Source organism: Actinomyces israelii DSM 43320 (genome assembly GCF_000711965.1).
GTDB classification, from domain to species: Bacteria; Actinomycetota; Actinomycetes; order Actinomycetales; family Actinomycetaceae; genus Actinomyces; species Actinomyces israelii.
In genome coordinates this window covers 45,570-70,022 of sequence record NZ_JONS01000018.1, presented here as the reverse complement: position 1 = coordinate 70,022, position 24,453 = coordinate 45,570, and the positions used below count along the sequence as shown (strand labels likewise).

Annotated in this window: 21 protein-coding genes; 1 reads left to right on the top strand and 20 read right to left on the bottom strand. The window is 71.2% G+C overall.

Annotation, left to right across the window (positions count from 1 at the left end; all coding sequences use genetic code 11):
• Window positions 1-188: 188 nt before the first annotated feature.
• The 17 genes from O145_RS16455 to rapZ form a co-directional block, all read right to left on the bottom strand.
• Complete coding sequence (locus O145_RS16455; RefSeq protein ID WP_156966658.1) at window positions 189-938, bottom strand: hypothetical protein; 750 nt, start codon at window positions 936-938, stop codon at window positions 189-191.
• Between the two features lie 32 nt (window positions 939-970).
• Window positions 971-2,149: a low temperature requirement protein A gene (locus O145_RS08045; protein WP_229118432.1), complete on the bottom strand. Its 1,179-nt coding sequence runs from the start codon at window positions 2,147-2,149 to the stop codon at window positions 971-973.
• The gene (locus tag O145_RS08040; protein WP_052374841.1) at window positions 2,146-3,129 is read right to left on the bottom strand and encodes an amidohydrolase family protein; all 984 of its coding nucleotides are present in this window, start codon (window positions 3,127-3,129) and stop codon (window positions 2,146-2,148) included. The genes O145_RS08045 and O145_RS08040 overlap by 4 nt, the downstream gene beginning before the upstream one ends.
• 51 nt (window positions 3,130-3,180) lie before the next feature.
• The gene (gene der / locus O145_RS08035; protein WP_043562173.1) at window positions 3,181-5,340 is read right to left on the bottom strand and encodes a bifunctional cytidylate kinase/GTPase Der; all 2,160 of its coding nucleotides are present in this window, start codon (window positions 5,338-5,340) and stop codon (window positions 3,181-3,183) included.
• A gap of 524 nt (window positions 5,341-5,864) precedes the next feature.
• Window positions 5,865-7,022, bottom strand: a complete 1,158-nt coding sequence (locus O145_RS08030) for a prephenate dehydrogenase (protein WP_043562151.1) — start codon at window positions 7,020-7,022, stop codon at window positions 5,865-5,867.
• The gene (locus O145_RS08025; RefSeq protein WP_043562149.1) at window positions 7,019-7,972 is read right to left on the bottom strand and encodes a pseudouridine synthase; all 954 of its coding nucleotides are present in this window, start codon (window positions 7,970-7,972) and stop codon (window positions 7,019-7,021) included. The genes O145_RS08030 and O145_RS08025 overlap by 4 nt, the downstream gene beginning before the upstream one ends.
• Window positions 7,969-8,592, bottom strand: coding sequence for an SMC-Scp complex subunit ScpB (gene scpB / locus O145_RS08020; protein ID WP_043562147.1), 624 nt, complete (start codon window positions 8,590-8,592; stop codon window positions 7,969-7,971). The genes O145_RS08025 and scpB overlap by 4 nt, the downstream gene beginning before the upstream one ends.
• Window positions 8,589-9,443 carry a segregation and condensation protein A gene (locus O145_RS08015; RefSeq protein ID WP_043562145.1) on the bottom strand — a complete coding sequence of 285 codons (855 nt, stop codon included), beginning with the start codon at window positions 9,441-9,443 and terminating at the stop codon, window positions 8,589-8,591. Before O145_RS08015 ends, scpB begins: the two co-directional genes overlap by 4 nt.
• The gene (locus tag O145_RS08010; RefSeq protein WP_043562143.1) at window positions 9,433-10,308 is read right to left on the bottom strand and encodes a ParA family protein; all 876 of its coding nucleotides are present in this window, start codon (window positions 10,306-10,308) and stop codon (window positions 9,433-9,435) included. Before O145_RS08010 ends, O145_RS08015 begins: the two co-directional genes overlap by 11 nt.
• 85 nt (window positions 10,309-10,393) lie before the next feature.
• A complete protein-coding gene (gene xerD / locus O145_RS08005; RefSeq protein WP_043562141.1) occupies window positions 10,394-11,323 on the bottom strand; it encodes a site-specific tyrosine recombinase XerD in 930 nt (309 codons plus the stop codon).
• Between the two features lie 82 nt (window positions 11,324-11,405).
• Window positions 11,406-11,651 (bottom strand): preprotein translocase subunit SecG, encoded by a 246-nt coding sequence (secG, locus tag O145_RS08000; RefSeq protein WP_043562139.1) that lies wholly within the window; start codon window positions 11,649-11,651, stop codon window positions 11,406-11,408.
• A gap of 205 nt (window positions 11,652-11,856) precedes the next feature.
• Complete coding sequence (gene tpiA / locus O145_RS07995) at window positions 11,857-12,636, bottom strand: triose-phosphate isomerase (protein WP_043562138.1); 780 nt, start codon at window positions 12,634-12,636, stop codon at window positions 11,857-11,859.
• Between the two features lie 6 nt (window positions 12,637-12,642).
• Complete coding sequence (locus O145_RS07990) at window positions 12,643-13,836, bottom strand: phosphoglycerate kinase (RefSeq protein WP_043562136.1); 1,194 nt, start codon at window positions 13,834-13,836, stop codon at window positions 12,643-12,645.
• 181 nt (window positions 13,837-14,017) lie between these two features.
• Window positions 14,018-15,022 (bottom strand): type I glyceraldehyde-3-phosphate dehydrogenase, encoded by a 1,005-nt coding sequence (gap, locus tag O145_RS07985; RefSeq protein WP_043562134.1) that lies wholly within the window; start codon window positions 15,020-15,022, stop codon window positions 14,018-14,020.
• A 318-nt stretch (window positions 15,023-15,340) separates the two neighbouring features.
• A complete protein-coding gene (gene whiA / locus O145_RS07980) occupies window positions 15,341-16,321 on the bottom strand; it encodes a DNA-binding protein WhiA (RefSeq protein WP_043562133.1) in 981 nt (326 codons plus the stop codon).
• Window positions 16,322-16,356: 35 nt separating this feature from the next.
• The gene (locus tag O145_RS07975; protein ID WP_229118431.1) at window positions 16,357-17,349 is read right to left on the bottom strand and encodes a gluconeogenesis factor YvcK family protein; all 993 of its coding nucleotides are present in this window, start codon (window positions 17,347-17,349) and stop codon (window positions 16,357-16,359) included.
• Between the two features lie 21 nt (window positions 17,350-17,370).
• On the bottom strand, window positions 17,371-18,357 hold the full coding sequence (rapZ, locus tag O145_RS07970) for an RNase adapter RapZ (RefSeq protein ID WP_043562129.1): 987 nt from the start codon (window positions 18,355-18,357) through the stop codon (window positions 17,371-17,373).
• Between the two features lie 93 nt (window positions 18,358-18,450).
• On the opposite strand from rapZ, the gene purT reads away from it, so the two are divergent.
• Window positions 18,451-19,755: a formate-dependent phosphoribosylglycinamide formyltransferase gene (gene purT, locus O145_RS07965; RefSeq protein ID WP_084682461.1), complete on the top strand. Its 1,305-nt coding sequence runs from the start codon at window positions 18,451-18,453 to the stop codon at window positions 19,753-19,755.
• A gap of 121 nt (window positions 19,756-19,876) precedes the next feature.
• Here the strand turns inward: purT and O145_RS07960 are convergent, their stop codons facing one another.
• From O145_RS07960 to O145_RS07950, 3 genes are all read right to left on the bottom strand, one after another.
• On the bottom strand, window positions 19,877-21,328 hold the full coding sequence (locus O145_RS07960) for a glycoside hydrolase family 1 protein (protein ID WP_043562127.1): 1,452 nt from the start codon (window positions 21,326-21,328) through the stop codon (window positions 19,877-19,879).
• 114 nt (window positions 21,329-21,442) lie between these two features.
• Entirely contained in the window at window positions 21,443-23,305 is a 1,863-nt protein-coding gene (locus tag O145_RS07955; protein ID WP_043562124.1) for a beta-glucoside-specific PTS transporter subunit IIABC, read from the bottom strand.
• 222 nt (window positions 23,306-23,527) lie between these two features.
• Window positions 23,528-24,370: a PRD domain-containing protein gene (locus O145_RS07950; protein WP_043562122.1), complete on the bottom strand. Its 843-nt coding sequence runs from the start codon at window positions 24,368-24,370 to the stop codon at window positions 23,528-23,530.
• Window positions 24,371-24,453: the final 83 nt, after the last annotated feature.

Here is a 24,453-nt window from a genome sequence, read left to right as displayed (position 1 = left end):
CCACCGCGCCGTCGTCGAGAGCGTAGAAGTTCTGGACGCTCATGCTCGAAGAATAGGTGTCCGACGGCGGTCCCCGCAGCGGCGGCCTCGTCGGCGGCCGCGGCGATGTCGCACAACCGCACGGCGATCTGCGCGGTCGAGCCGGCCCAGGGCCTCTCGGCCCTGTCCCGCCGCCAGCGGCTGCTTGATTATCCTTGCGTACCGGGGGCGCTCCCCCGCGCCAACAGCTCGACGGCCCGATCGACGTCCCCTTCCGAGTCGGCCAGCTCCAGCTCGAGCCTGAGCCTCTCCCGGCCGGCTGGAGCATCCGCGACGGCCCGCCGGTAGGCGGCGAGTCCCTCCTCCCCCAGCGCAGCCAGGAAATCGGCAAGGGCGAGGGTCGGGCAGCTCGGGAACGCCAACCGATGCTGGACCAGCCACACCGCCAGCGCCTCGACGTCGGGGCTGCCCTCGCGGCACGCGCGCGCATACAGGTCCGCGGCCCGCTCGCAGACCGCCTCCGTCAGGCCCTCGAGATCGCCCAGGCCCTCCTCCAGGTCCGGGCTCAGGCGCGTCATGATCATGCGCAGCGGGAGGGCGGCGGCGTCGGCCCCGCCACTGCGCATCAGGGCTTCCAGCTCGTCCAGGAAGGCGCCGATGTCGGCGGCATAGCCGTTGTCGTTATAACCGTCGAAGTAGTCGTCATAGGGGTCGTAGCCCTCGTAGCCATTGGGCGCGGACAGCAGGGCGTCCGCTCTTCGAACCAGGTCGTTCTCCGCCGGATCCCGCCAGCCCTCGGCGAGCCCGGCTGCAGTCTCCAGCGCCTGGCGCGCCGTCTCGGAGCGGCCGGCCAGCGTCAGCACCAGCTCGCGCAGCCCGGGGCGGTCCAGCTCGTCCAGGTGGGCCTTCACCGCGGGGCTCGGCTCGTATCCGTCGGTTCCGTCGGTCGTGGTATCCATCTGCGCCACCCTATCGTCGTCAACCGCCGGGCTCAGGCGGTCGCCGCCAGGTGCGCGAGCTCCTCGTGCTCGGGCACGCCCGCGCTGCGCGGGGCGAGGGTCTCCCAGGCGCACTCGGCCACGGCGACGGCCGCGAGGAGGGCGACCAGGAGCAGCCCGCTCATGCGGGTCCCCGCCGGGATGAGGGCCAGGCACAGCAGGCACGCCACGACCCGGGACCGGTAGATCCGCCGGGCGTTGCGCAGACGCACGACGGCGAACATGGCGAGGAAGACGACGACGCCTCCGCACAGCAGGGCGGTCGCCTCCGCCGGGACGCGGTGGTTCGGCTCCTCCATCACGTGGTGGAGCCCCGCCGCCAGGGCGATGAGCCCGGCGGCAAGGGCCAGGTGGCCGTAGGCCAGGAGGCTGCGCACTGCGAAGAAGGTGATGCGCGCCCGGCCGATGTAGTGCTCCATGAGGCTGAGGCTGTGGTGGAAGTAGGCCCACCACAGCCCGCCCACGAGGATGAAGGCGGCGACGAGCCCGCCCAGGCCGGCCCAGGACAGGTGCTCGAGATCGGCCTGGGGGGTCACGATCGAGACGATGGTCTCCCCCAGTGCCACAATAATGAGGAGGCTGAAGCGCTCGACCACGTTGCCGACGTCGTAGCGCTGGGCGCGCATGGCCCGACTGTGCAGGAAGGGCGCTGTGATCTCCCACAGCGCGGCCAGGCTCCACAGCGCCAGCTGCCCGGCGCCTCCCAGAGCGGCCCCGCCGAGAAGAATCGGGCCCTGGATGAGGCTGGAGGTCAGGTCCATGCGGAAGGCCTTGCTGTTCTCGCTGCGGGCGAGCAGGAAGGTGATGACCAGGCGGGACGTCCAGCAGGTGACGGCGAACAGGAGCGCCCGGTCTCCGAAGGCCTGGGGCAGTGCCACCGCGCTGACCATGGCGATGAGCATGAGGAGCATAATGACGAAGCGGTGGCGGCTGGTGGAGGCGTCGCGAATGCTCGACTGCACGGTCACCAGCACCCACTGCCAGTAGATGAGGGCCAGCAGGACGGCGCAGTGGACGATCCCCCGCCATCCCTCCTCGGCGCGCAGCACGCCGTTGAGCTCGGTGATGAGGAAGACGTAGACGAGGTCGAAGAACAGCATGACCGGGTCCACGGCCCGGTGCGGCATGACCGTCTTGGCGGCGGGCGACTGGCTGGCGTCTGGGCGGCTCACTGTTGCTTCTCCTTAACTTTCTCGTGTGATGGATGGCCGGCTGATGGCCCTCCGGCCAGGGCTGGGAAGAGCGCGGCCGTGGTCGATGCAATGCGCCCGATGTCCACCACCTGGTCCAGCTCTCCGGCCAGAATCCGCGAGATGCTCTCGGTGACGACCCGTGGCGGGGCATAGGGGGTATCGGTGCCCAGGACCAGCTGCTCGGCGCCGACCAGGCCGGCGATGCTCCGCGCGGCCCGGGGGAAGGGCGCGGAGGAGCCGATCTCGAAGAACATGGAGCGCAGCTGCGCCAGCGGCTCCGCCTCGGCCCCGAGGATCACCTCGGCGAACATGACGACCCGGTCGATCACGGACGGGATCGCCGCGCCGTTGTGGAGCACGACCCACCGGATGCGCGGGTGGCGGGCCACCGCGCCGGCGAGGAGGAGATCGGTGACGGCGCGGGTGGTCTCGAAGAGGTACTCGATGACGGGGCTCGGCCTCCCGCAGGTCAGATGCTCGGCGCCCCGAGGCGAGGTCGGGTGGATGACGACCGTCGCCGCGCGGGCATCGAGGATCTCGAGCAGCGGCTCAAGCTCGGGGGCGCCCGGATAGATCCCGTCGTAGCTGGTCAGAAGGCCGATTCCCGCGGCGCCTCCGTCGGTGAGCGCCCATGCGGCCTCGGCGCAGGACGCGGGAACATCGGGAAGCGGGAGGCAGGCGAGATAAGCGAATGCGTCGGGGTGCCTGCGCGCGATCTCATGACCGCGCTCATTGACGCGCCGCGCCATTGCCGCTGGATCGGGCAGTCCGCTCACCCCGGGGCTGGACAAGGACAGGACCGCTGCGTCCAGGCACAGCTCCTCCAGGCGCGCCAGGTGCGTCTCCTCGTCCCATGCGGGGATGGGCGAGCCGTCGGGAGTGCTGCTGCCTGAGTCGATAAGCGCCTGACGGTAGAAGTCCGGAACATAGTGGGCATGGACATCGATGAGGCGGGACATGCGCGCGATTCTCGCACGATGGCAGAAGGGCGCAAGCCGCCTGATCCCCTCTCAGCGCCGTTTGCGCTTCTCGCGCACACGCACCCCGATCTGGATGGGCGTGCCGACGAAGCCGAACTCCTCGCGCAGGCGCCGCTCGATGAAGCGGCGGTAGCCGGCCTCCAGGAAACCGGTGGCGAAGATGACAATGCGCGGCGGCGCGGTCTGCACCTGGGTTGCGAACAGGATCCGGGGCTGCTTGCCGCCGCGCAGCGGGTGCGGGGTCGCGGACTGCAGCTCCCCGAGGAAGGCGTTGAGGCGGCCGGTCGGGATGCGCGTCGTCCATCCCTCGAGGGCGGTGTCCAGGGCCCGCACGAGCCGGTTGGTGTGCCAGCCGGTGCGTGCCGACAGGTTGATGTGCGGCGCCCAGGCCACGTGGGCCAGGTCGCGCCCGGCCTCCCGGGCGAGCATCCGGCGGCGCTCCTCGCCGACCAGGTCCCACTTGTTGTTGACCAGTACGAGGGCCCTCCCGGCGTCGATCGTCTGCTGGATGACGCGCACGTCCTGGTCGGTGACCGGCTCGGAGGCGTCCAGGAGGACGACGGCGACCTCGGCCTTCTCAATGGCGCCCTGGGTGCGCAGGAACGCGTAGTAGTCGGCGCCGCGGGCCTGCCTCACACGACGGCGGATCCCGGCGGTGTCCACGAAGACCCACTGGCGCCCGTCGAGCTCGAGGACCTCATCGACCGGGTCGCGGGTGGTGCCCGCCATCTCGTTGACCACCACGCGGGTGGCTCTGGCGATGGAGTTGAGCAGGGAGGACTTGCCGACGTTCGGCCGTCCCACCAGGGCGATGCGGTGCAGGCCGTCGTCGGGCCCCGGTCCGGCGACGGCGGAGACCTCGGGCAGGATCGCCATGGCGGCGTCCAGGACCTCGCCGCTGCCGCGCCCGTGCAGGGCGGAGAGCGCGTAGGGCTCGCCGAGCCCCAGGCTCCACAGGGCGGCGGCGTCTCCCTCCTGGGCCGGTGAGTCCACCTTGTTGGCGGCCAGCACGACGGGCCTGCCCGACCCGCGCAGCATGCGCACGATGCGCGCGTCGGTCTCGGTGATGCCGACCTGGGCGTCGACGACGAGCAGCACGGCGTCGGACATCTCGACGGCGGCCTCGGCCTGGGCGGCGACGGCGGCCTCCAGCCCCGCGACGTCCACCTCCCAGCCGCCGGTGTCCACGATGGTGAAGTGGCGCCCGGCCCACTCCGCCGGGTAGGAGACGCGGTCGCGGGTGACGCCGGGGACGTCCTGGACCACGGCCGCCCGGCGCCCCAGGACGCGGTTGACCAGGGTCGACTTGCCGACGTTGGGCCTGCCGATGACGGCCAGGACGGGCAGTCCTGTCTCCGGGCCGGAGCCGTCGGCCGGGGCGTCCCGGCCGTCCAGCAGGGCGAGGTCGTCCTCGTCGAGCTCGTAGTCGGCCAGCCCCTGGCGCAGCGCCTGGGCCCGCAGGATGTCCTGGCGGTCGTGCTCGGCGGCCCGGTCGAGGGACGCCTCGATCAGGGAGATGACGTGCTCGACGGTCTCGGGCAGGTCCATCTCGGAGGTGTCCACGAGAGTGACGCCCTCCGGGGCGGTGAGGAACTGGGAGACGGTGGCGTCGTCCCGGTCGCGGCGGACCACCTGGTCGCGCAGGGCGGCGGCGTCGACGCTTTTGCCGGCGGCCTCCAGGTCGGCGGCGCGGCGGGCGAGCCGGGCCTCCTCGCTGGCGGTGATGAGCAGGCGGACGTCCGCGTCGGGCGCGATGACGGTGGTGATGTCGCGGCCCTCGGCGACGACACCAGCGCCGTCGGAGAAGGTGCCGGGCCCACCGGAGGCCTCGGCGCGGATGAGCCCGCGCTGGAGGCGGGCGAGCTCGGCGCGGACCTCGAGGTTGGTGGCGACCCTGGAGACGATGGTGGCGATGTGGGGGTCGCGGATGGCGGTGGCGATGTCCTCGCCGTCGCACACGACGCCGGGCGCCTCGGGGTCCATGCCCATGACGAGGGGCATGGCCTCGACCGCGCGCACCACGGCGCCCGAGTCATCAAGGTCCACGCCCTCGTGCTCGCACCACCAGGCGGCCGCCCGGTACATGGCGCCGGTGTCGAGATAGGCCAGGCCGAGCCTGGAGGCGACGCGCCTGGAAACGGTCGACTTGCCCGATCCGCTCGGCCCGTCGATCGCGACGACGATTCCCATGTGCTTCCTCCAGACGTCGATGAACCCGTCCAAGGGTCCCACAGGCGGCGCACCTCCTCGGTGCGCGACCGCCATGAGATCGCGCACGGCGGGGGCCGCAGCACCCTCACCCGGCTGCCGTCATCCACAGCGGCACGTCGCGGCCTGAGCCCGTAGATCCTGTGAAGGGTCACCCACGCTCCCGCACGCGAGGCCTCTCCCGCCAGAGAACCGGTTAGGAATCATCTGAGACTCACCTGGTGAGCAACTTGGAGGGAAGCAGTGATAGGCGTTGAATGCACGTCGCTGCAGCCGCCGACAATCTATCGTAGAGGTCGCCCCGACGACGGGCGACGGTTAGCATGGTTGCACCTGAACGAGAACCCGGCAAATGTATTCGGAGTCCTGGGCCTCTGCCTTGCAGTGGGAGACCTCTTCCTCGATCTGCCGCACAATCCGGCCACAGCGTTCTTGCTGATAGCAGTCGGCCTGTCGTTCTTGAAGTCGCCCGTCGAGAAGAGGAGCCGGAGAACCGGAGCGGAGTCTTAGCCGGCGACGACCCGCCAGTCCTTCGCGTCCAGCGCCTCCTGGAGGCCCTGGGCCGCCGCGGGCAGCACGGAGAGCATGGCGAGGCCGGCGCTCTGCCCGGCGGAGTGCTCCATAGAGAAGTCCTCGACATTGACCCCGGCCGCCCCCACGTCGGACAAGAGCCTGCCGAGCTCACCGGCCGAGTCCGGCACGAGGACCTGGACCACGGCGTAGCGGCGCGGCGCACCGCCGTGCTTGCCGGGAATGCGGGCCCGCCCGGTGTTGCCGCGACTCATGACGTCGGTGACGGCGCCCACCGCTCCCGGGGCGATCGTCTCCGCACCCCCCGGGGCGGCGTACTCGGGGGAGTCGGGCGGCAGCGCGGCGGGGCCGACGCCTGTGATGAGAATGTCGAGGTCGTCGCGCACGGCGCGCAGCAGCTCGGCCACCGGCCCGGCGTTGCCGACCACGATCGCCGACCACAGGCGCGGGTCGGAGGCGGCGATACGGGTGGTGTCGCGCAGACCCTGGCCAGCCAGGGCCAGCGCCGACTCGGGCAGGTCCTCCAGCCGTGCGGCCATCAGCGAGCTGAGCAACTGGGGGACGTGCGAGACGGCCGCGACCGCGGCGTCGTGCTCGGCGGCGCCCATGGCCACCGGGGTGGCGCCGACGTCGACGGCGAGGTTGCGGACCCGGAGCACCGCCTCCGGGTCGGCCCCCTCCCCCACGACCACCCAGGGGCGCCCGGCGAACAGGTCGGAGTCCGCGGCTGCGGCCCCGGAGCGCTCACGGCCCGCCATGGGGTGGGAGCCGACGTAGCGGCGCGCGCCCTCGCCCCCACGGGCGCGGACCTCTGCGGCGACGCGGTTCTTGACGGAGGCGACGTCGGTGACCACGGCGCCCGGGTGAGCGTCCAGCTCGCGCACCACGACGCTCGCGGCGACGTCGGGGGGCGTGGCGACTACGACCATGCGCGGCTCGGCGTCGCCGCTGGCGCGCACCCGCCCGGCGCCCATGTCGCGGGCCAGGGCCAGGGAGGTGGGCGAGGTGTCGGACAGCTGCACCTGGACTCCGGCGGCGGTCAGGGCCAGGGCGAGCGAGGTGCCCAGCAGGCCGGTTCCCACGACGAGCACCGGCCCCCGGGTCGAGAACGCCGGCGAGGAGGAGCCGTTCACAGCCCGACCTCGTTCTGGAGGGCTGCGACCTCGTCGCCGGTGAGCCGCCGCATCTTCCCGGGGCTCAGAGACCCGAGCGTCAGCGGTCCCAGCCTGGTGCGGACCAGGCGCGTCACCGGGTAGTCGACCGCGGCCAGCATGCGCCGCACAATGCGGTTCCGGCCGGAGTGCAGCGTGATCTCGACGATGGAGCCGCGCGGCCCGGAGTCCTTGATCGTGACGCGGTCCGCCCGGGCCTCGCCATCGTCCAGCTCGATGCCTCGCCTGAGCTTGCGCGGCACCCAGTGCTCCACCCTCCCCTCGACAATCGCCACATAGGTCTTGGCGATCTCATAGCTGGGGTGAGTGAGGCGGTGCGCGAGCTCGCCGTCGTTGGACAGCAGCAGCAGTCCCTCGGTCTCGGTGTCCAGGCGCCCCACGTGCACGAGACGGATGGAGCCGGGGCTCTCCAGCTCGGCGGCGTGCTCGGCCACCCACCGGGCCCCGAGCTCGGCGACGGTGGGGCGGCCCTCCGGGTCCTCCATGGTGGTGACCACCCCGGCGGGCTTGTGCAGCATGACGGTGATGACGTCGGGGTCGGTCAGGACGCGGGCGCCGTCAACCCGGATCTCCTGCGCCACGGGGTCGACCCTCACGCCGGGCCCGGTCACGGTCACCCCGTCCACGCTGACCCGTCCCGAAGCGATGAGCGCCTCGCAGGCGCGCCGGGAGGCCACGCCGGCGTGGGCCAGGACCTTCTGGAGGCGCTCGCCGCCGGCGACGTGCGGGTCGTCGATCCCGCCGCGGGCGGCGCGGCGGCGGGCGGCGAGGAGCTCGGCCTCCTCGTCCTCGCCCAGCGCCTCGGCGTCAAAGGCGGCCAACTGGCCGGAGTCGGCGGTCTCGTCCAGCTCCTCCAGGTCGTCCTCGTCGTAGAACTCCTGACCGGTCAGGTCGAGCTCGTCGCCGCTCATCGGTAGTTCCTCTCGGTCATCTCGTCCTCAATGTCGTCCAGGGCCGTGGTGTCGGGCAGGTAGGGGGCCAGGGGCGGCAGGTCCTCCAGGGAGTCCAGGCCCAGGTACTCCAGGAACTCAGCGGTCGTGCGGTACAGGATCGCGCCGCTGGGCTCGGTGCCGGTCTCCTCGATGAGGCCGCGCGCGTGCAGGGTGCGCACGACGCCGTCGACGTTGACGCCGCGGATCGCGGCGATGCGCCCGCGGGTGACGGGCTGGCGGTAGGCGACGACGGCGAGGGTCTCCAGGGCCGCCTGGGACAGGCGGGCCGTCGCCCCGCCGACGACGAAGCGCTCGACGAGGTCGGAGAACTCCGGCGCAGAGGCGAGCCTCCACCCCCCGGCGGCGCGGCGCAGCACGAATCCGCGGGGGCGCCCGGCGTCGTCGCGGCCGGCGTACTCGGCGGCCAGGGACTCCAGGAGCGCCTCGGTGGCGGCCTCCCCCAGCCCGAGGGCCTCGGACAGCGCCGCGGTGGTGACCGGCTCGTCGGCGACGACGAGCACCGCCTCGGCCGCGGACCGCAAGCGGTCCCCGGGCACGGCGCTCAGCTCCCCCTGGCGGGCGGGCGGGTTCTGCCTCATTCGAACTCCTCCTCGGCATCCGGGGTCATAATGCCCGCCAGGTCCCCCTCGCCGCCGCACCACGCCACGGTGATCTCCCCCATCGGCTCGCTCTGATCAAGATCGACGCTGCCCTGGCGGTGCAGGATGAGCAGGGCCAGGAATCGGGCCACGACGACGGCGGAGCGCCCGGCGTCGTCGATGAGCCGGCTGAAGGTCAGGGTGCCGTGGCGCCGCAGGCGCAGGGCGATCAGGCTCAGCTGCTCTCCGACGGCCACCCGCTCGTGCAGGTGGACGGTCTGGACGCCGGGGTCCGCGGGCCTGGTGAAGGCCCGCACCGCCAGCCGGGCGAGCTCGGCGGCGTCGATGGTGGCCACGAGCCGGGGCAGCAGCGCGGCGAGCTCGGGGGTCAGGCCGACGACGCGGGGGTGGCTGCGCGAGGCGGCGGCGGCCATGTCGGCCAGCCACCGGGAGGCCTGCTTGTAGGCGCGGTACTGCAGGAGACGGGCGAACAGGAGGTCCTGGGCCTCGAGGAGCTCCAAGTCCTCCTCCTCGTCGCCGTCCTCGTGCGGAAGAAGGCGGTGGGCCTTGAGGGCGAGCAGGGTGGAGGCGACGACGACGAACTCGCTGGCCCGCCCCAGATCCCAGTCGGCGCGCATATGGGCGATGAACTCGTCGGTGACCTCCGCCAGGGCGAGCTCGGTGACGTCCAGGCGGCGACGCGCAATGAGGGCCAGGAGCAGGTCGAAGGGGCCCTCGAACTGGGGCAGGCTGACGGAGAAGCCGGGGAGGCGCGCCGCCGTCTCCTCCTCGCCGCCCGCCGACGCAGCCAGGGAGGCCGGGGCGCTCTCAGGGGCCGCCTCAGGCGACATTGCCGCGGGCGATAACCTCCCGGGCGAGCCGACGGTAGGCCTCCGCGCCGGGGTGGGTCGGGGCGTAGCTGGTGATCGGCTCGTTGGCGACGGTGGCGTCGGGGAACTTGATGGTCCTGCGGATCTGCGTGTCGTAGAGCTGCTCGCCGAAGGCGTCGTCGAGGCGCTCGAGGACCTCGCGGGCGTGCAGGGTGCGGTGGTCGACCATGGTGGCCAGGATGCCGTCGATCTGCAGGCGGGGGTTGAGGCGGTCGCGGACCCGGTCGACGGTCTCCACCAGCAGGGCGACGCCGCGCAGTGCGAAGAACTCGGTCTCCAGCGGGATGATGACGCCGTGGGAGGCCGTCAGGGCGTTAATGGTCAGCAGCCCCAGCGAGGGCTGGCAGTCGACCAGGATGGCGTCGTACTCATCCAGCACCGGGCGGATGACCCGGGTCAGGGCCTGCTCGCGGGCGACCTCGTTGACCAGCTGGACCTCGGCCGCGGACAGGTCGATATTGGCCGGGACAATGTCAAGCCCCTCGGCGGGCGTGGAGTGGATCACTGGGCGCACGTCCGGACTGGTGGAGACCAGCAGGCTGTAGATGGTGGACTCCAGCTCGTGGGCGTTGACGCCCAGGCCCGCGCTGGCGGCTCCCTGCGGGTCGAAATCGACGATGAGGACCTTGCGCCCGTACTCGGCCAGGGCCGCTCCGAGGTTGATGGTGGTGGTTGTCTTCCCGACGCCGCCCTTCTGGTTGCACATGGAGATGACGCGTGCGGGACCATGCGACTCCAGTGGGGCGGGCTCAGGGAAAACCTTCTCCTCGGGCTCTTCCGTGGAGGAGTTCAGGTCGATCAGGCCGGACTGGTTGGACTCACTCACATTGGCAGCCTAGTCGATAACCGCTCACAGGCCGTGGTAGGCGCGTCTATAGCCATGTCGTGTTCATGCTCCGCGATGCGCCCGCTCAGCCGCGGGCGCGCGGATGACTGGTGGCGTAGACCTCCCGGAGGTGGTCCACGGTGACCTTCGTGTAGATCTGGGTGGTCGTCACCGAGGCGTGGCCGAGCATCTCCTGGACCACGCGGACGTCGGCGCCCCCGGCGAGCAGGTGGGTGGCGAAGGAGTGACGCAGGGTGTGGGGCGAGATATGCCGTTCCTCCACCTCGGCGTCATCCACGCCGACCAGACCGGCGCGCTCGGCGGCGCGCTGGAGCACGGCCCAGGCGGACTGCCGCGACAGCGGCCTGCCCAGGGTGTTGAGGAAGACCTGCGGCACTCCCCTGCCCCGGGCGGCCAGCTCGGGGCGCCCCTGCACCAGGTAGGCCTCCAGGGCGTTCCAGGCGTACTGGCCCATGGGCACGACCCGTTCCTTGCGCCCCTTGCCGAGCAGGCGCAGGCACCCCGAGTCCGCGTCGAGGTCGTCCACGACCAGGCCCACAGCCTCCGAGATCCGTGCGCCTGTGGCGTACAGGAGCTCCAGAAGCGCCCGGTCGCGCAGGCCCACCGCGTCGTCGCCGGCTGAGGCGGCGTCGAGCAGGCGGGACACCTCGTCGATGCTCAGGGCCTTGGGCAGCCGCCGTGCCACCTGGGGCGGGCGGACCCGGGCCGCGGGGTCGGACTCGGCCAGGCCCTCGTCCAGAAGGAAGCGGTGGAAGCCGCGCACGGCGGCGACGGTGCGCGCCGCCGACGAGGCCGCCAGGGGCCGTCCCCTGTCCGAGCCGGTGCGCAGCGCCTCGAGAAAGGCCGCCACATCCGCCTCCTCGACATCGGCGAGGGCGCGGGCGCCGCGCGCGCGCAGGAAGTCGGCGTAGCGGCTCAGGTCCCGCTCGTAGGCCGCCAGGGTGTTCCGGCTCAGGCCGCGCTCGACGCGCAGATGAGCGAAGTACCCGCGCAGGGACCGCTGGAGCGCGTCCCCGCGCGGGTCCGTCTCGGTTCCGGTGCCCGCGAAGGTGGTCGTGGTCGTCTACCGGCAGTGCTCAGGAGGAGAACCGGGCGACGAGCCCGAGGCCCACGATCGTGACGGTCCACAGCAGGGCGACGCCGACCGTGATGCGGTCGAGGTTGCGCTCGGCCACGCCCGAGGAGCCGGCGGACGAGGAGATGCCTCCGCCGAACATGTCGGACAGTCCGCCCCCCTTGCCCTTGTGCAGGAGGATCGACATGATCAAGAAGAAGCTCGACAGGACCAGGAGCACCTGGAGGATGATTCTCAGCGCCGTCACGCTGCGTTCCCTTCGTGTGTATCGCGCCTCCGCAGGCCGGTAGGCGCTCGTGTGGGGCAGCCGTCTGCCCGATCCGTGCCGGACTCTACCCGATCCGCGGCTGATTCACGCCACCGGGCTCGGCGGTCCTGTGCGGGACCGCCGAGCCCGGGCTGCAGCCTCCGACCAGCCGGCGCTCGCCGGCGGGATCGGGGTCGCGGGGCTGTCAGGCGTAGAAGTTCGCCATGGCGGCGAAGGAGTCCGCCTTGAGCGAGGCGCCGCCGACGAGGGCGCCGTCGACATCCGGCTGGGCCATGAGCTCCTTGATGTTGCCGGGCTTGGCGGACCCGCCGTACAGGATGCGCGCGGCGTCGGCGGTGTCGTCGCCGAAGTCGGTGCGCAGGGCCTGGCGGATCGCGTGGCAGACCTCCTGGGCGTCGGCGGCGGTGGCGGTCTCGCCGGTGCCAATGGCCCAGATGGGCTCGTAGGCGATGACGATCTTGGCGACGTCGGCGGGGCTCCAGCCCTTGAGGGCCGCACGGATCTGACCGAGCACGAACTCCACGTGCGTGCCGGCCTTGCGGATCTCCAGGGCCTCCCCGCAGCACAGGATCGGGGTCATGCCGGCGTCGAGCACCTTGCGCGCCTTGGCGCCCACGAGCTCGTCGGACTCGCTGTGGTACTCGCGGCGCTCGGAGTGGCCCATGACCACGTAGGTGCAGCCGAGCTTGGTGAGCATCGCGGCGGAGACCTCACCGGTGTAGGCGCCGTTGTCGTGCACGGACACGTCCTGGGCGCCGTACTTGATGTCGAGGTTGTCGGCGTCGACGATCGTCTGCACGGTGCGGATGTCGGTGAAGGGCGGGATGACCAGGACCTCGCACTTGGCGTAGTCGTGGTCGTCATCCTCCAGGGCCATGGCCAGGCCCTGGACCAGGTGGTTGGCCTCGAGGTGGTCGAGGTTCATCTTCCAGTTGCCCGCCATGAGCGGGATGCGGTTCGTCATAGTGGATCAGCCTTCCAGGACAGCGATTCCGGGCAGGGTCTTGCCCTCGAGGAGCTCGAGGGAGGCGCCGCCACCGGTGGAGATGTGGGAGAAGGTGGACACGTCGAATCCGAGCGTGCGCACGGCTGCGGCGGAGTCGCCCCCGCCGATGACGCTGAAGGCGTCGGAGGCGGAGATCGCCTCGGCCACGGCCTTGGTGCCCGCGGCGAAGGCGGGGAACTCGAAGACGCCCATGGGGCCGTTCCACACGACGGTCTTGGACGACGCGATGGCCTGCGCGAAGAGCTCGCGGGTCTTCGGGCCGATGTCCAGGCCCATCTGGTCGTCCGGGATGGCGTCGGAGGGCACGACGGTGGCGGGGGCGTCGGCCTTGAACTCGGGGGCGACGACGGTGTCGACGGGCAGGAGGAGCTCGACGCCGCGCTCCTTGGCGGTGGCCAGGTATCCCTTGACGGTGTCGACCTGGTCCTTCTCCAGCAGCGAGGTACCCACCCCGTGCCCCTGGGCGACCATGAAGGTGTAGGCCATGCCGCCGCCGATGAGCAGGCGGTCGGCCTTGCCCAGGAGGTTGGCGATCACGCCGAGCTTGTCGGAGACCTTCGAGCCGCCCAGCACCACCGTGTAGGGGCGCTCGGGGTTGTTGACGGCCCGGCCCAGGGACTCGATCTCCTTGCGCACGAGCAGGCCCGCGGCGGCCGGCAGGAGCTTGGCGACGTCGTAGACGGAGGCCTGCTTGCGGTGGACCACGCCGAAGCCGTCGGAGACGAAGACGTCACCCAGGGCGGCCAGCTCGGCCGCGAAGGCGGCGCGCTCGGCGTCGTCCTTGGAGGTCTCGGCGGCGTTGAAGCGGACGTTCTCCAGCAGGACGATCTCGCCGTCCTTCAGGTCGGCGACCGCGGCCTTGGCGGAGGGGCCGACGGTGTCCTCGGCCAGCGTGACGTTCACGCCGGTGACCTCGGCGAGGCGCTTGGCGACGGGGGCCAGCGAGAAGTCGGGGTTGACCTTGCCCTTGGGGCGACCGAGGTGCGCGACGATAATGACCTTGGCGCCGGCGCCCAGGAGGGTCTTGAGGGTGGGCAGTGCGGCCTGGATGCGGCCGTCGTCGGTGATGTTCTTGTCGGCGTCGAGCGGGACGTTGAAGTCGGAGCGGACCAGGACGCGCTTGCCCTTCAGGTCGCCCAGGGACTCGATGGTTTTCATGAGAAACCTCTTATCGGTGGTGGTGGCTGGTAAAAGGGAGCCGGCTCGACGCGCTCGCCGGAACCGGGGGCCCTGCCGCCGGCGGTGGCACCGGCGGCGGGCCCGACGGACTGCGCCCGCGCACGCAAGTGGCGTGCGCGGGCGCAGTCTCAGGGGAGCATCATGCTCTCGGGCGTCGTGCTCAGAGGCGCTCGGCGACGTACTCGGTCAGGTCGACGAGGCGGTTGGAGTAGCCCCACTCGTTGTCGTACCAGGACAGGACCTTGACGAGGTCGCCAATGACCTTGGTCTCGGTGGCGTCGAAGATCGAGGAGTGCGAGTCGCCCACGATGTCCGCGGAGACGATCGGGTCCTCGGTGTAGGCCAGGATGCCCTTGAGCGGGCCCTCGGCGGCCTCCTTGACGGCGGCCTTGACGGACTCGACGGAGACCTCCTTCTCGGCCTGGAAGGTGAGGTCCGTCAGGGAGCCGGTCGGGGTGGGCACGCGCACGGCCAGGCCGTCGAACTTGCCCTTGAGCTCGGGGATGACCAGGGCGACGGCCTGGGCCGCGCCCGTCTTGGTCGGGATCATGGACAGGGCGGCGGCGCGGGCGCGGCGCAGGTCCTTGTGGGGGGCGTCGAGAATGCGCTGGTCGCCGGTGTAGGAGTGCACCGTGGTCATGATGCCGCGGACGATCCCGAACTTGTCGTTGAGGACCTTGGCCAGCGGGGCGAGGCAGTTGGTGGTGCAGGAGGCGTTGGACACGATGTTCATCGTGGCCGGGTCGTACTTCTCCTCGTTGACGCCGATGACGAAGGTGCCGTCGACGTTCTTGGCGGGGGCGGAGATGACGACCTTCTTGGCGCCGCCGTCGATGTGGGCCTTCGCCTTCTGGCCGTCGGTGAAGAAGCCGGTGGACTCGACGACCACCTCGACGCCCAGGTCGCCCCAGGGCAGCTCGGCCGGGTCGCGGTGGGCGAGGACCTTGATGTGCTTGCCGTCGACGACGATGCCCTCGTCGTCGTAGGAGACCTCACCATCGAAACGGCCGAGGATGGAGTCGTACTTGAGCAGGTGAGCGAGGGTCTTGTTGTCCGTCAGGTCGTTGACCGCTACAACCTCGAGGTCCGCCTTCTGCTTGAGGGCGGCGCGGAAGAAGTTGCGGCCGATACGACCGAAGCCGTTGATACCAACGCGGGTGGTCACTTTAGGTCCTCCTAGTACGCCGGTACGGCGCACGCTGTTCGTGTCTTCGCACACCGGAGTGTGCCCCGGACCGCGGGGGCTGCGCCTCTGCGCTCCGGCACTCGGGAGTCTAGCGTTTGCGACTCGTCTCACGCGAGGATCGGCCACGCCAAGGGCGAACAGCGGCGGGAGAAAGGGCCTCGCACGTGATCTGGCATACGTTTGACATCCTGAACCGGGACCGATGTCCCATGAGCGGGTCCCCCCGGGTCGGCGCGCCGGGGTCCGGCGGCGAGACCGGGAGCCCGCAATCGGGCCCCGCCGCATCGCGCGTCGAGATCACATGTCGAGCATGTCCTGGGTGAGGGCGGACTCGGTGTCCGGCACGCCCAGCTCGCGGGCCCGCTTGTCCGCCATGGCGAGCAGGCGCCGGATACGGCCCGCGACGGCGTCCTTGGTCAGCTGGGGGTCGGAGAGCCGGCCGAGCTCCTCCAGGCTCGCCTGCTTGTGCTCCATGCGCAGGCGCCCGGCCTGCACCAGGTGCTCGGGAACGTCGTCGCCCAGGATCTCGAAGGCCCGCTCCACGCGCGCGCCCGAGGCCACGGCTGCACGGGCGGAGCGGCGCAGGTTGGCGTCGTCGAAGTTGGCCAGCCGGTTGGCAGTGCCGCGCGTCTCCCGGCGGGAGCGCCGCTCGCCCCAGGTCGCGAAGGTCTCCACGGCGCCCATCCGCTCCAGCAGGATGCCGATGGCCTCGCCGTCGCGCACGACGACGCGATCGGCCCCGCGCACCTCGCGGGCCTTGGCGGCGATGTCGAAGCGCCGGGCCGCGCCGACCAGGGCCAGGGCCGCCTCGCTGCCGGGGCAGGTGACCTCCAGGGACGAGGAGCGCCCGGGCTCGGTCAGCGACCCGCGGGCCAGGAAGGCCCCGCGCCAGGCGGCGGCCGAGGCGTTGCGCCCGCCCTGGACGACGGCGACCGGCATGCCGCGCACCGGCCGCCCCCGCCCGTCGACGAGCCCGGTCAGGCGCGCCAGGTCCTTGCCGCGGTCGGTCACGCGCAGCACGTAGTGGTTGCCGCGGTGCAGGGAGCCGGACTGGACCACGACGACCTCGGGCTCCATGGAGAACAGGTCGCGCAGCTCGCGGTGGAGGCGGCGCACCGCCCCCCCGTGATCGAGCTCGGCCTCGACGACGATCCTGCCGGAGACGATGTGCAGCCCGCCGGAGAAACGGAGCATGGAGGCGACCTCCGCGCGCCGCTGGGCGGCGTTCTGAGCGGTGACGTGCGCGAGCTCGTCCTTGACGGCCACTGTCAGTGACATGGCGGGGAACCTCCTCGGTCGGTGAAGGCGGACGGTCAGTCCGCTTGGGTCCAGGCGACGTCACCCATGACGCCGTCAAAGGCGTCGCGGAAAGCGGCGGCCAGACGCAGGGGGTCGTGGTTGCACAGGGTCTCGCCCGTGCGCACCTGACGCAGGACGACGACGGCGCCGAGCTGTCCCGCGACAGCCTCCAGGTCGTCGATGTCCTCCACGACGCTCGGATCGGCAATAATAACGTCTAATTGCAGATCCGGTGCGTACTCATTGAGGACGCGCAGGTGGTCCGCGGAGGTCATCCCGTCGGTCTCCCCGCGCTGGGGGGACAGGTTGAGCACGACGGCCTTGAGGGCCTTCGTGCTCTCCAGGGCCCGCCGCATGGAGGGCAGGATCAGGTGGGGCAGGACCGAGGTGTACCAGGAGCCTGGCCCCAGGACCACCCAGTCGGCCTCGTCGATGGCCTGCACCGCCTCGGGGTGGGCGTCCGCGTCGGCGGGGACGATGCCCACGTTCTCCATCTGGCCGCGCTCGGTGGCCACGGCCACCTGACCGCGCACCCGCCTGCGGCGGGCGCCGTCGACGATGTCGGCCTCGATGACCAGGGGCGAGGCGCTCATGGGGATCACGCGCCCGTGGATCGCCAGAAGCCGTCCGACCCAGTCCAGGCCCTCGACCTCGTCGCCGAGGAGCTGCCACAGCGCGAGGATGAGCAGATTGCCCAGGGCGTGGTTGTCGAGCTCGCCCTGGCCGGCGAAGCGGTGCTGGAGCACGTCGCGCCAGGTCAGCCCCCACTCGGAGTCGTCGGTCAGCGCGGCCAGGGCCATGCGCAGGTCCCCGGGCGGCAGGCAGTCGAACTCGCGGCGCAGGCGCCCGGAGGACCCGCCGTCGTCGGCGACGGTGACCACCGCCGTGAGGCGATGGGTGACGTGCCGCAGCGCCCGCAGTGTCGCTGACAGGCCGTGCCCCCCGCCGAGCGCCACAACCGCCGGCCCGTCCTCGCCACGTCGCGGCCAGCCCGCGGGGTCAAGCATCGAGTGCGCATTCACGGGCTCTCACTCCCGCCCCAGGTCGCGGTGCTGGGTGGAGACCTTGAAGCCGGCGGCGCGCAGATGGGCGGAGATCCGCTCGGCCGAGGCCACCGAGCGGTGCTTGCCGCCGGTGCAGCCCACCGCGATCGTCACATTCGGCTTGAGCTCCTCGAGGTAGGCGGGCAGGGCGGGGGCCAGCAGTGCGGCGTAGCCGTCGACGAAGGCGGCGGCGCCCTTCTGCCGGAAGACGTACTCAGCCACCGGCGCGTCGCGCCCGGTGAGGTGGCGCAGCTCGGTGACCCAGTAGGGGTTGGGGATGAAGCGCACGTCCAGGACGTGATCGGCGTCCATGGGCAGGCCGTACTTGAAGCCGAAGGACATGACCGTCACCTGGAGCGCCAGCTCGGACTCGGTGGCGACCAGCTCCCGCACGCGCCGCGCCAGGTCGTGGACCGAGTAGTCGGTGGTGTCGATGACGTGGTCGGCCTGGGCCTTCAGGCCCGCCAGCAGGGTGCGCTCGTGCCTGATGCCGTCCAGGATCGAGCCCGTGCCCTGCAGCGGGTGGGGACGCCGGGAGGACTCGAAGCGCCGGATGAGGACGGAGTCGGAGGCGTCCAGGAAGATCAGGCGCAGGCTGACCCCGGACTTGCGCAGCTGGCCGAGGTACTGCATGAAGGAGGCGAAGAACTCGCGGGTGCGCACATCGACCACGGCCGCCAGGCGGTGGACCCCCGCGCCGACCGTCGTCATCATGCCCGCCATCGCGGGCAGCAGCTGGGGCGGGAGGTTGTCGACGACGTACCAGTCCAGGTCCTCCAGCGCATTGGCGGCACGGGAGCGGCCGGCCCCCGACATCCCGGTGACGATGATCATCTCGGGCCGCTGGGCCGGCGGGACGGGCGGAGTCGCGTCATCGATGACGGGGATGAAAGGAGGCACGGTGTCCCGCAGAGGGTCGCGGCCCTGACTCGGGTCGCGGGCGGAACTGGCGGCAGAGCGGTGGGCGTCCATGCGCCTAGCATGGCACGCTTCGCGCGGGCATCCGGGGCGCGCCATGGGTAGCGTTGCGGGTGACACGCCCCGACACCGCCGCTGGAGACGCCCATGGCCACTGAACCCGACGACGCCGCCGAGACCGCTGAGGACGCCGACGCCGTGAAGGCCGCTGGAACCGCCGGGGGCGCCGGCTGCCGTACCGCCCCGCCCCTCATCGGAACGCCGTGGACGCGGTCGGCCACCCGCGTGGCGCTGCTCGGCTCGGGAGAGCTCGGCAAGGAGATCGCCATCGCCCTCATGCGGCTCGGAGCGGAGGTCACCGCCATCGACCGCTACGACGGCGCTCCCGCCCAGCAGGTGGCGCACAACGCCCTGACGGCGGATATGGGCGACCCGGAGGCGCTCACCGCCGCGATCCGCTCCAGCGGGGCGAGCATCGTGGTCCCCGAGATCGAGGCGCTGGCGACGGATGCCCTGGTGGCCCTGGAGGACGCCGGCGGGGCGCGCGTCGTGCCGACCGCGAGGGCCGCCCGCCTGACCATGAACCGGGAGTGGATCCGGCGCCTGGCGGCCGAGGAGCTGGGCATTCCCACCAGCCCCTATGTCTTCGCCTCCAGCCCCTCCGAGCTCGCGACCGGCGCCGAGCGAGTCGGCCTCCCCTGCGTCGTCAAGCCGGTCACCTCCTCCTCCGGCCACGGGCAGTCGGTGGTGCGCGGCCCTGACGAGCTCGCCGCGGCCTGGCGCCGCGCGGGGGCGGACGGGCGGGTGGACCGCGGGCGGGTGATCGTCGAGGGCTTCGTCGACTTCGACGCCGAGGTCACGCTGCTGACCGTGCGCTCCCGCGACCCGCGCACCGGCGGGACGGTGACGAGCTTCTGCGCCCCCATCGGGCACCGCCAGGTCAATGGCGACTACGTGGAGTCCTGGCAGCCCCAGGCCCTGGCGCCGGCGGTCCTGGAGCGCGCCCGGCGCACGGCGGCCACGGTCACGGGGGCGCTCGGCGGCTGGGGCCTGTTCGGGGTGGAGCTGTTCATCTGCGGCGACGAGGTCCTCTTCTCCGAGGTCTCCCCCAGGCCCCACGACACCGGCCTGGTCACGCTGGCCAGTCAGCGCCTGAGCGAGTTCGAGCTGCACGCCCGGGCCCTGCTGGGCCTGCCGGTGGACACCGCCCTGCGCTCCCCCGGCGCCTCGGCCGTGATCAAGGCCGCCGGCGACTCGGCTCCCGGCGAGGGCGTGAGCTTCACCGGGGCCGATGCCGCGCTGGCGGTCCAGGGCGCCGACCTGCACCTGTTCGGCAAGCCCGTGGCCCACCCGGGCCGCCGGCTGGGCGTGGCCGTGGCCTGCGCCGACGACGTCGCCACCGCCCGGCGGCGGGTCCGCGCCGCGGCCCAGGCGGTTCGGCCCAGCGTCTGAGGCGGACGGGGCCGGACCGGGGTCGCAGTGCGACTGCGCGGGTCCCGAGCCGACTCGCGGCCTCCCGGCGCACCGGGCCCGGCCGGGACGACGGGTCCCGGCCGGGCCAGAGCGGGACCGCTCAGTCCTGCGAGTGACCGGAGCGGTCGACGAGAGTGCCCCCGTTGGAGGCGATGAGGTCCCTGTACCAGCCGAAGGACTTCTTGCGGTAACGGGCCAGGGTCCCGGCGCCGTCGTCGTCGCGATCGACGTAGATGAAGCCGTAGCGCTTGGACATCTGGGCGGTGGAGGCCGAGACCAGGTCGATGCACCCCCAGGATGTGTAGCCCAGGACCTGCACGCCGTCGGCGATGGCCTCGCGGACCTCGACGAGATGGTCGTTCATGTAGTCGATGCGGTAGTCGTCCTCGACGGTGGGGCCGTCGGGGCCCTGAACGAGGACGTCCTTGGCGCCCAGGCCGTTCTCCACGATGAACAGCGGCTTGCCCCAGCGGTCCCAGTAGTCGTTCAGGATCGTGCGCAGGCCCGCCGGGTCGATGGCCCAGCCCCACTGCGAGACCTTAAGGGTGGGGTTGACGACGCCGCCCATGAGATTGCCTCCCCCGGCCTCGCGCTCCTGTGTGGCGGTCTCGCAGGAGGACATGTAGTAGGAGAAGGAGACGAAGTCCACCGTGTGCTCGGCCAGCAGCTCGCGGTCCTCGGCGGTGATGTTCAGCTCCACTCCCCTCTCGGCGAGCTTGCGCAGGTAGTATCCGGGGTAGGCGCCGCGCGCGTGGACGTCCCCGAAGGCGTAGTTGTCGCGCTCGGCCTGCTTGGCGGCCCACACGTCGCGCGGGTCGGGGGTCAGCGGGTAGAAGGGGATCGCCAGGATCATGCAGCCCACCCGGATGTCGGGGTTGACCTCGTGGGCGATGCGGGTGGCGGCCGCGGAGGCGACGAGCTCGTGGTGGATCGCCTGGTAGAGGTCCTGGTCGCTGAGCGCCTCCTTGGGGGTGTTGATGCCCCCGGACATGAAGGGCTCATGGAGGACTGAGTTGATCTCGTTGAAGGTCAGCCAGTACCTCACCCGCCCCCCGTAGCGCTCGAAGAGGGTGCGGGCGTAGCGCTCGAAGAACCCGATCGTGCGCCGGTCGGCCCAGCCGTCGTAGGCGCGGGCCAGGTGCAGGGGGGTCTCGTAGTGGCTGATGGTCACCAGTGGCTCGATGCCGTGCTTCTCGAGCTCGTCCAGGACCCGGTCGTAGAAGGCCAGGCCCTCCTCGTTCGGCTCGGCCTCGTCCCCGCGCGGGAAGATCCGCGACCAGGCGATGGAGAAGCGGAAGACCTTGAAGCCCATCTCCGCGAAGAGGGCGATGTCCTGCTCGTAGCGGTGGTAGAAGTCGATGGCCTCGAGCTTGAGGTTGTCCGGCGTGGGTTCCTGCGTGCGGGGTCTGACAATGCCCCCGGGCATGACGTCCTGGACGCTCAGGCCCTTGCCGCCCTCGTCCCAGGCGCCCTCGATCTGGTTGGCGGCGGTGGCCCCGCCCCACAGGAAGTTGTCAGGGAAGACGGGGGGTGAAGTGATAGCAGCGGTCATGGTCGTGTCATTCCTTCTGTGCTGTTCTGTTCTGTGCTGTTTCGCACTGTTCCGTGAGGTTCTGCGCTACGGAGCCGCGGCTCCGCGCGGCCCGGTCCGGATGCGCTCGCACCGTCAGTGACTGATCTCGATCACGGTGTCGTCGGTGGTGACCTCGCCGTCGACCACGGGGACGACGGCGGCCAGGGAGGCGGTGTTGGTGACCACGAGGATGGTCGTGGGATCGTATCCGGCGTCCCGTACCGCAGCCAGGTCCACATCTACCAGGGGGTCCCCGCGATCCACCCGCTGCCCCGCGCTCACCCTGGGGTTGAAGCCCTCGCCCTTGAGGTTGACGGTGTCGAGCCCGACGTGGATGAGGATCTCGACGCCGTCGTCGGTCTTGATGCCGTAGGCGTGGCCGGAGTCCATGGCGGTGACGACGGTGCCCGCCACCGGGGCCACGACGCGCCCCTCAGCGGGGAGGATGCCGACACCGCTGCCGAGCGCCCCGGAGGAGAAGACGGGGTCGGCGACCTTCTCCAGCGGCATGGCGGTGCCCGCCACCGGGGCGAGCGCAGCGGTGGTGGGCTCGGCGGGGGCGGTGTCGTCCTCGGCGGCCCCGGGCGCCTCCTGGGCGGTGGCTTCGGCGGGCTCGGTGAAGCCGAGAACGAGGGTGAGGGTCAGGGAGATGACGACGGCCACGGCCGTTCCGACGAAGAACAGCAAGGTGCTGCCGTGCTGCAGGAAGGCAGGGATCGCGATGAGAGAGGGGAAGACGAAGGCCGAGCTGGCCACGCCGCCCATCGCGACAATGGCACCGCCGATGGCACCGCCGACGCAACCGAAGACGAAAGGACGCTTCAGCGGGAGATTGACGCCGTAGATGAGGGGCTCGGTGATGCCAGCCAGGAAACCGGACACCGTGGCGGGACCGGCCACGCCCCGCAGCCTGGCGTTGCGAGCACGTATGAAGACTCCCAATGTTGCCGCGGCCTGAGCGAGGACCGCGGGCACGAGCGGCCCCGCCATGACGATGTAGCCGACCTGGTCGAGGTCCGAGAGCATGATCGGCACGAATCCCCAGTGAACGCCGAACATGACGAAGATCTGCCAGCAGGCGCCCATAATGGCGCCCGCGAGCCAGGGCACGGTGTCGAAGAGCATGACGATGCCTCTGGACAGGCCCCGCGAGGCATAGGTGGTCAGGGGGCCGAAGGTCAGAAGCGTGAGGGGCACGATAACCAGCATGGAGACCATCGGGACCGTGAAGTTGCGGATAACGCTCGGAAGCACCTTCTTGACCTGCCGCTCAAGGTGTCCCTGGATCCATACCGCGACAATGATCGGCAGCAGGGAGGACGTGTAGCTGGCCATGACCACGGGGATGCCCAGGAAGGTGACGTGGGTGGCGCTGGCCAGTTCGACGATGCCCGGATAGACCAGCGCGCCGGCGATGGCGACGGAGGTGATCTCGTTGGCCTTGAAGTGGCGGGCGGCCGTGATCGCCAAGACGATGGGCAGGAAATAGAATATGGCGTCATCGACTGCGCCCAGGATCGTGTAGGTCGTACTTGCCGGGTCGATCCAGCCCAGCGACTCGAACAGGGCGACGAACGCCTTGATCAGACCTGCTCCTGCCAGCGGCCAGATAATAGGGTTGAGGATGGCCGACACGAGCTTGACGAACCGGTCCATGATACTGCCGCTCGGGCTGTCACCAGCACCATCCGTGCCGTCCATGCCACTGGTCAGGCTCTGGAGCTCCTCGTAGAGGATGGGCACGTCATTGCCGATGACGACCTGGTACTGGCCGCCCGCCTGGACCACGGTGACGACACCCTCGAGCTGCTTGATGCTCTCGGTCGCGGCCTTGGACTCGTCCCTGAGGACGAAGCGCATGCGGGTGGCGCAGTGCGACATCGCGGAGATATTGTCCTCACCCCCCACCTGCTCCAGCAGGCGCGGCGCCAGCGCCGCATAGTCTGTCTTCGCCATGAAGATCCTCCTTGATCCGGGACCCGCGGGGAACAAAAAAGACCCGAGACTCCTCCTCGCGCTCACCGCGCGAAAAGCGTCTCAGGTCTTGCCCCGGTCGGGTCACAATCCTGTGGGCCGCTCCGGGCCCGGAAGAAGTTTACGACAGCCGGTCCGCGATCGGGCAAGCCTCCGCGGGCATGAGGTGTCTCTCAAAGGCGTCGTCGCGGTCGTTGGAGCCGGTCAGCGCGCGGCGACCGCGTTCTCGAAGCGGGCCACGTGCATTGTGAGGTAAGCGGTCTCGTCGTCGGAGACGGCGGTGCCGAGCCTCAGCTCGAGGAGGTCCTTGATGCGCAGGGCGATCTGGTAGGCGTGCGGCCGGGCCTCGCGCAGTGCGATACCGACGATGGACGCTGCGCCGTCGGCGACCTGGATCCCGCTGCGGGCGCGGGCGAGGAAGTAGCGCAGGTGCGCCGCGAAGCGGGCGGTGTCGATGGAACCGGGGTCGAAGTCGTCGCCGTAGGCGGCCTGGAGGGTGTCGATGACCTGGGCGATGAGCCGCGACTGGCGGGCGGCCTCCCGGGTCGAGCGCGCCCCGACAGCGGCGGTGAACAGGTGAAGGGCCAGGGCGACCGCCTCCCCCGCGGGCAGCTGCACCTCCTGGGCCGCGTTGAGCTCGACCACCATGGCCTCGGCCAGGCGCAGCTCCTCGGGGTGCAGGTGGGCCGCTTCCGCGCGCAGCGGGTAGTCCATGACCAGCCCCCGACGGACTCGCTCCATGGCCTGGTTGACGTGGTCGACGACCGCGACAATGGTCGAGGAGGGCACTCCTGCGCCCAGCTCTCGGGCCGCGCGCCGGAAGACGCGCTCGATGAGCGCCAGGCGCTCCAGCGGGATCCCCGCGATCACCTCGGCGACGGACTCGGCGTTGTCGGCCGGGATGTAGCGGCGGGCGACGAGCGAGGCGTCCACCTCCTGACCGGCCCTGCGCCGGAAGCCGAGGCCGCGGCCGGTGAGGACCGCCTCGCGCCCGATCTCGTCGCGGGCCAGCACGACGTTGTTATTGAAGACCCGTAGGATCACCATGGCTTGATTGTGCCACGGGTCACTTCTTATTGGCCTCAGGGAGCAGCCGGCCCCGGCGGGGCCGGCCCAGCCTCCTCGGCCCT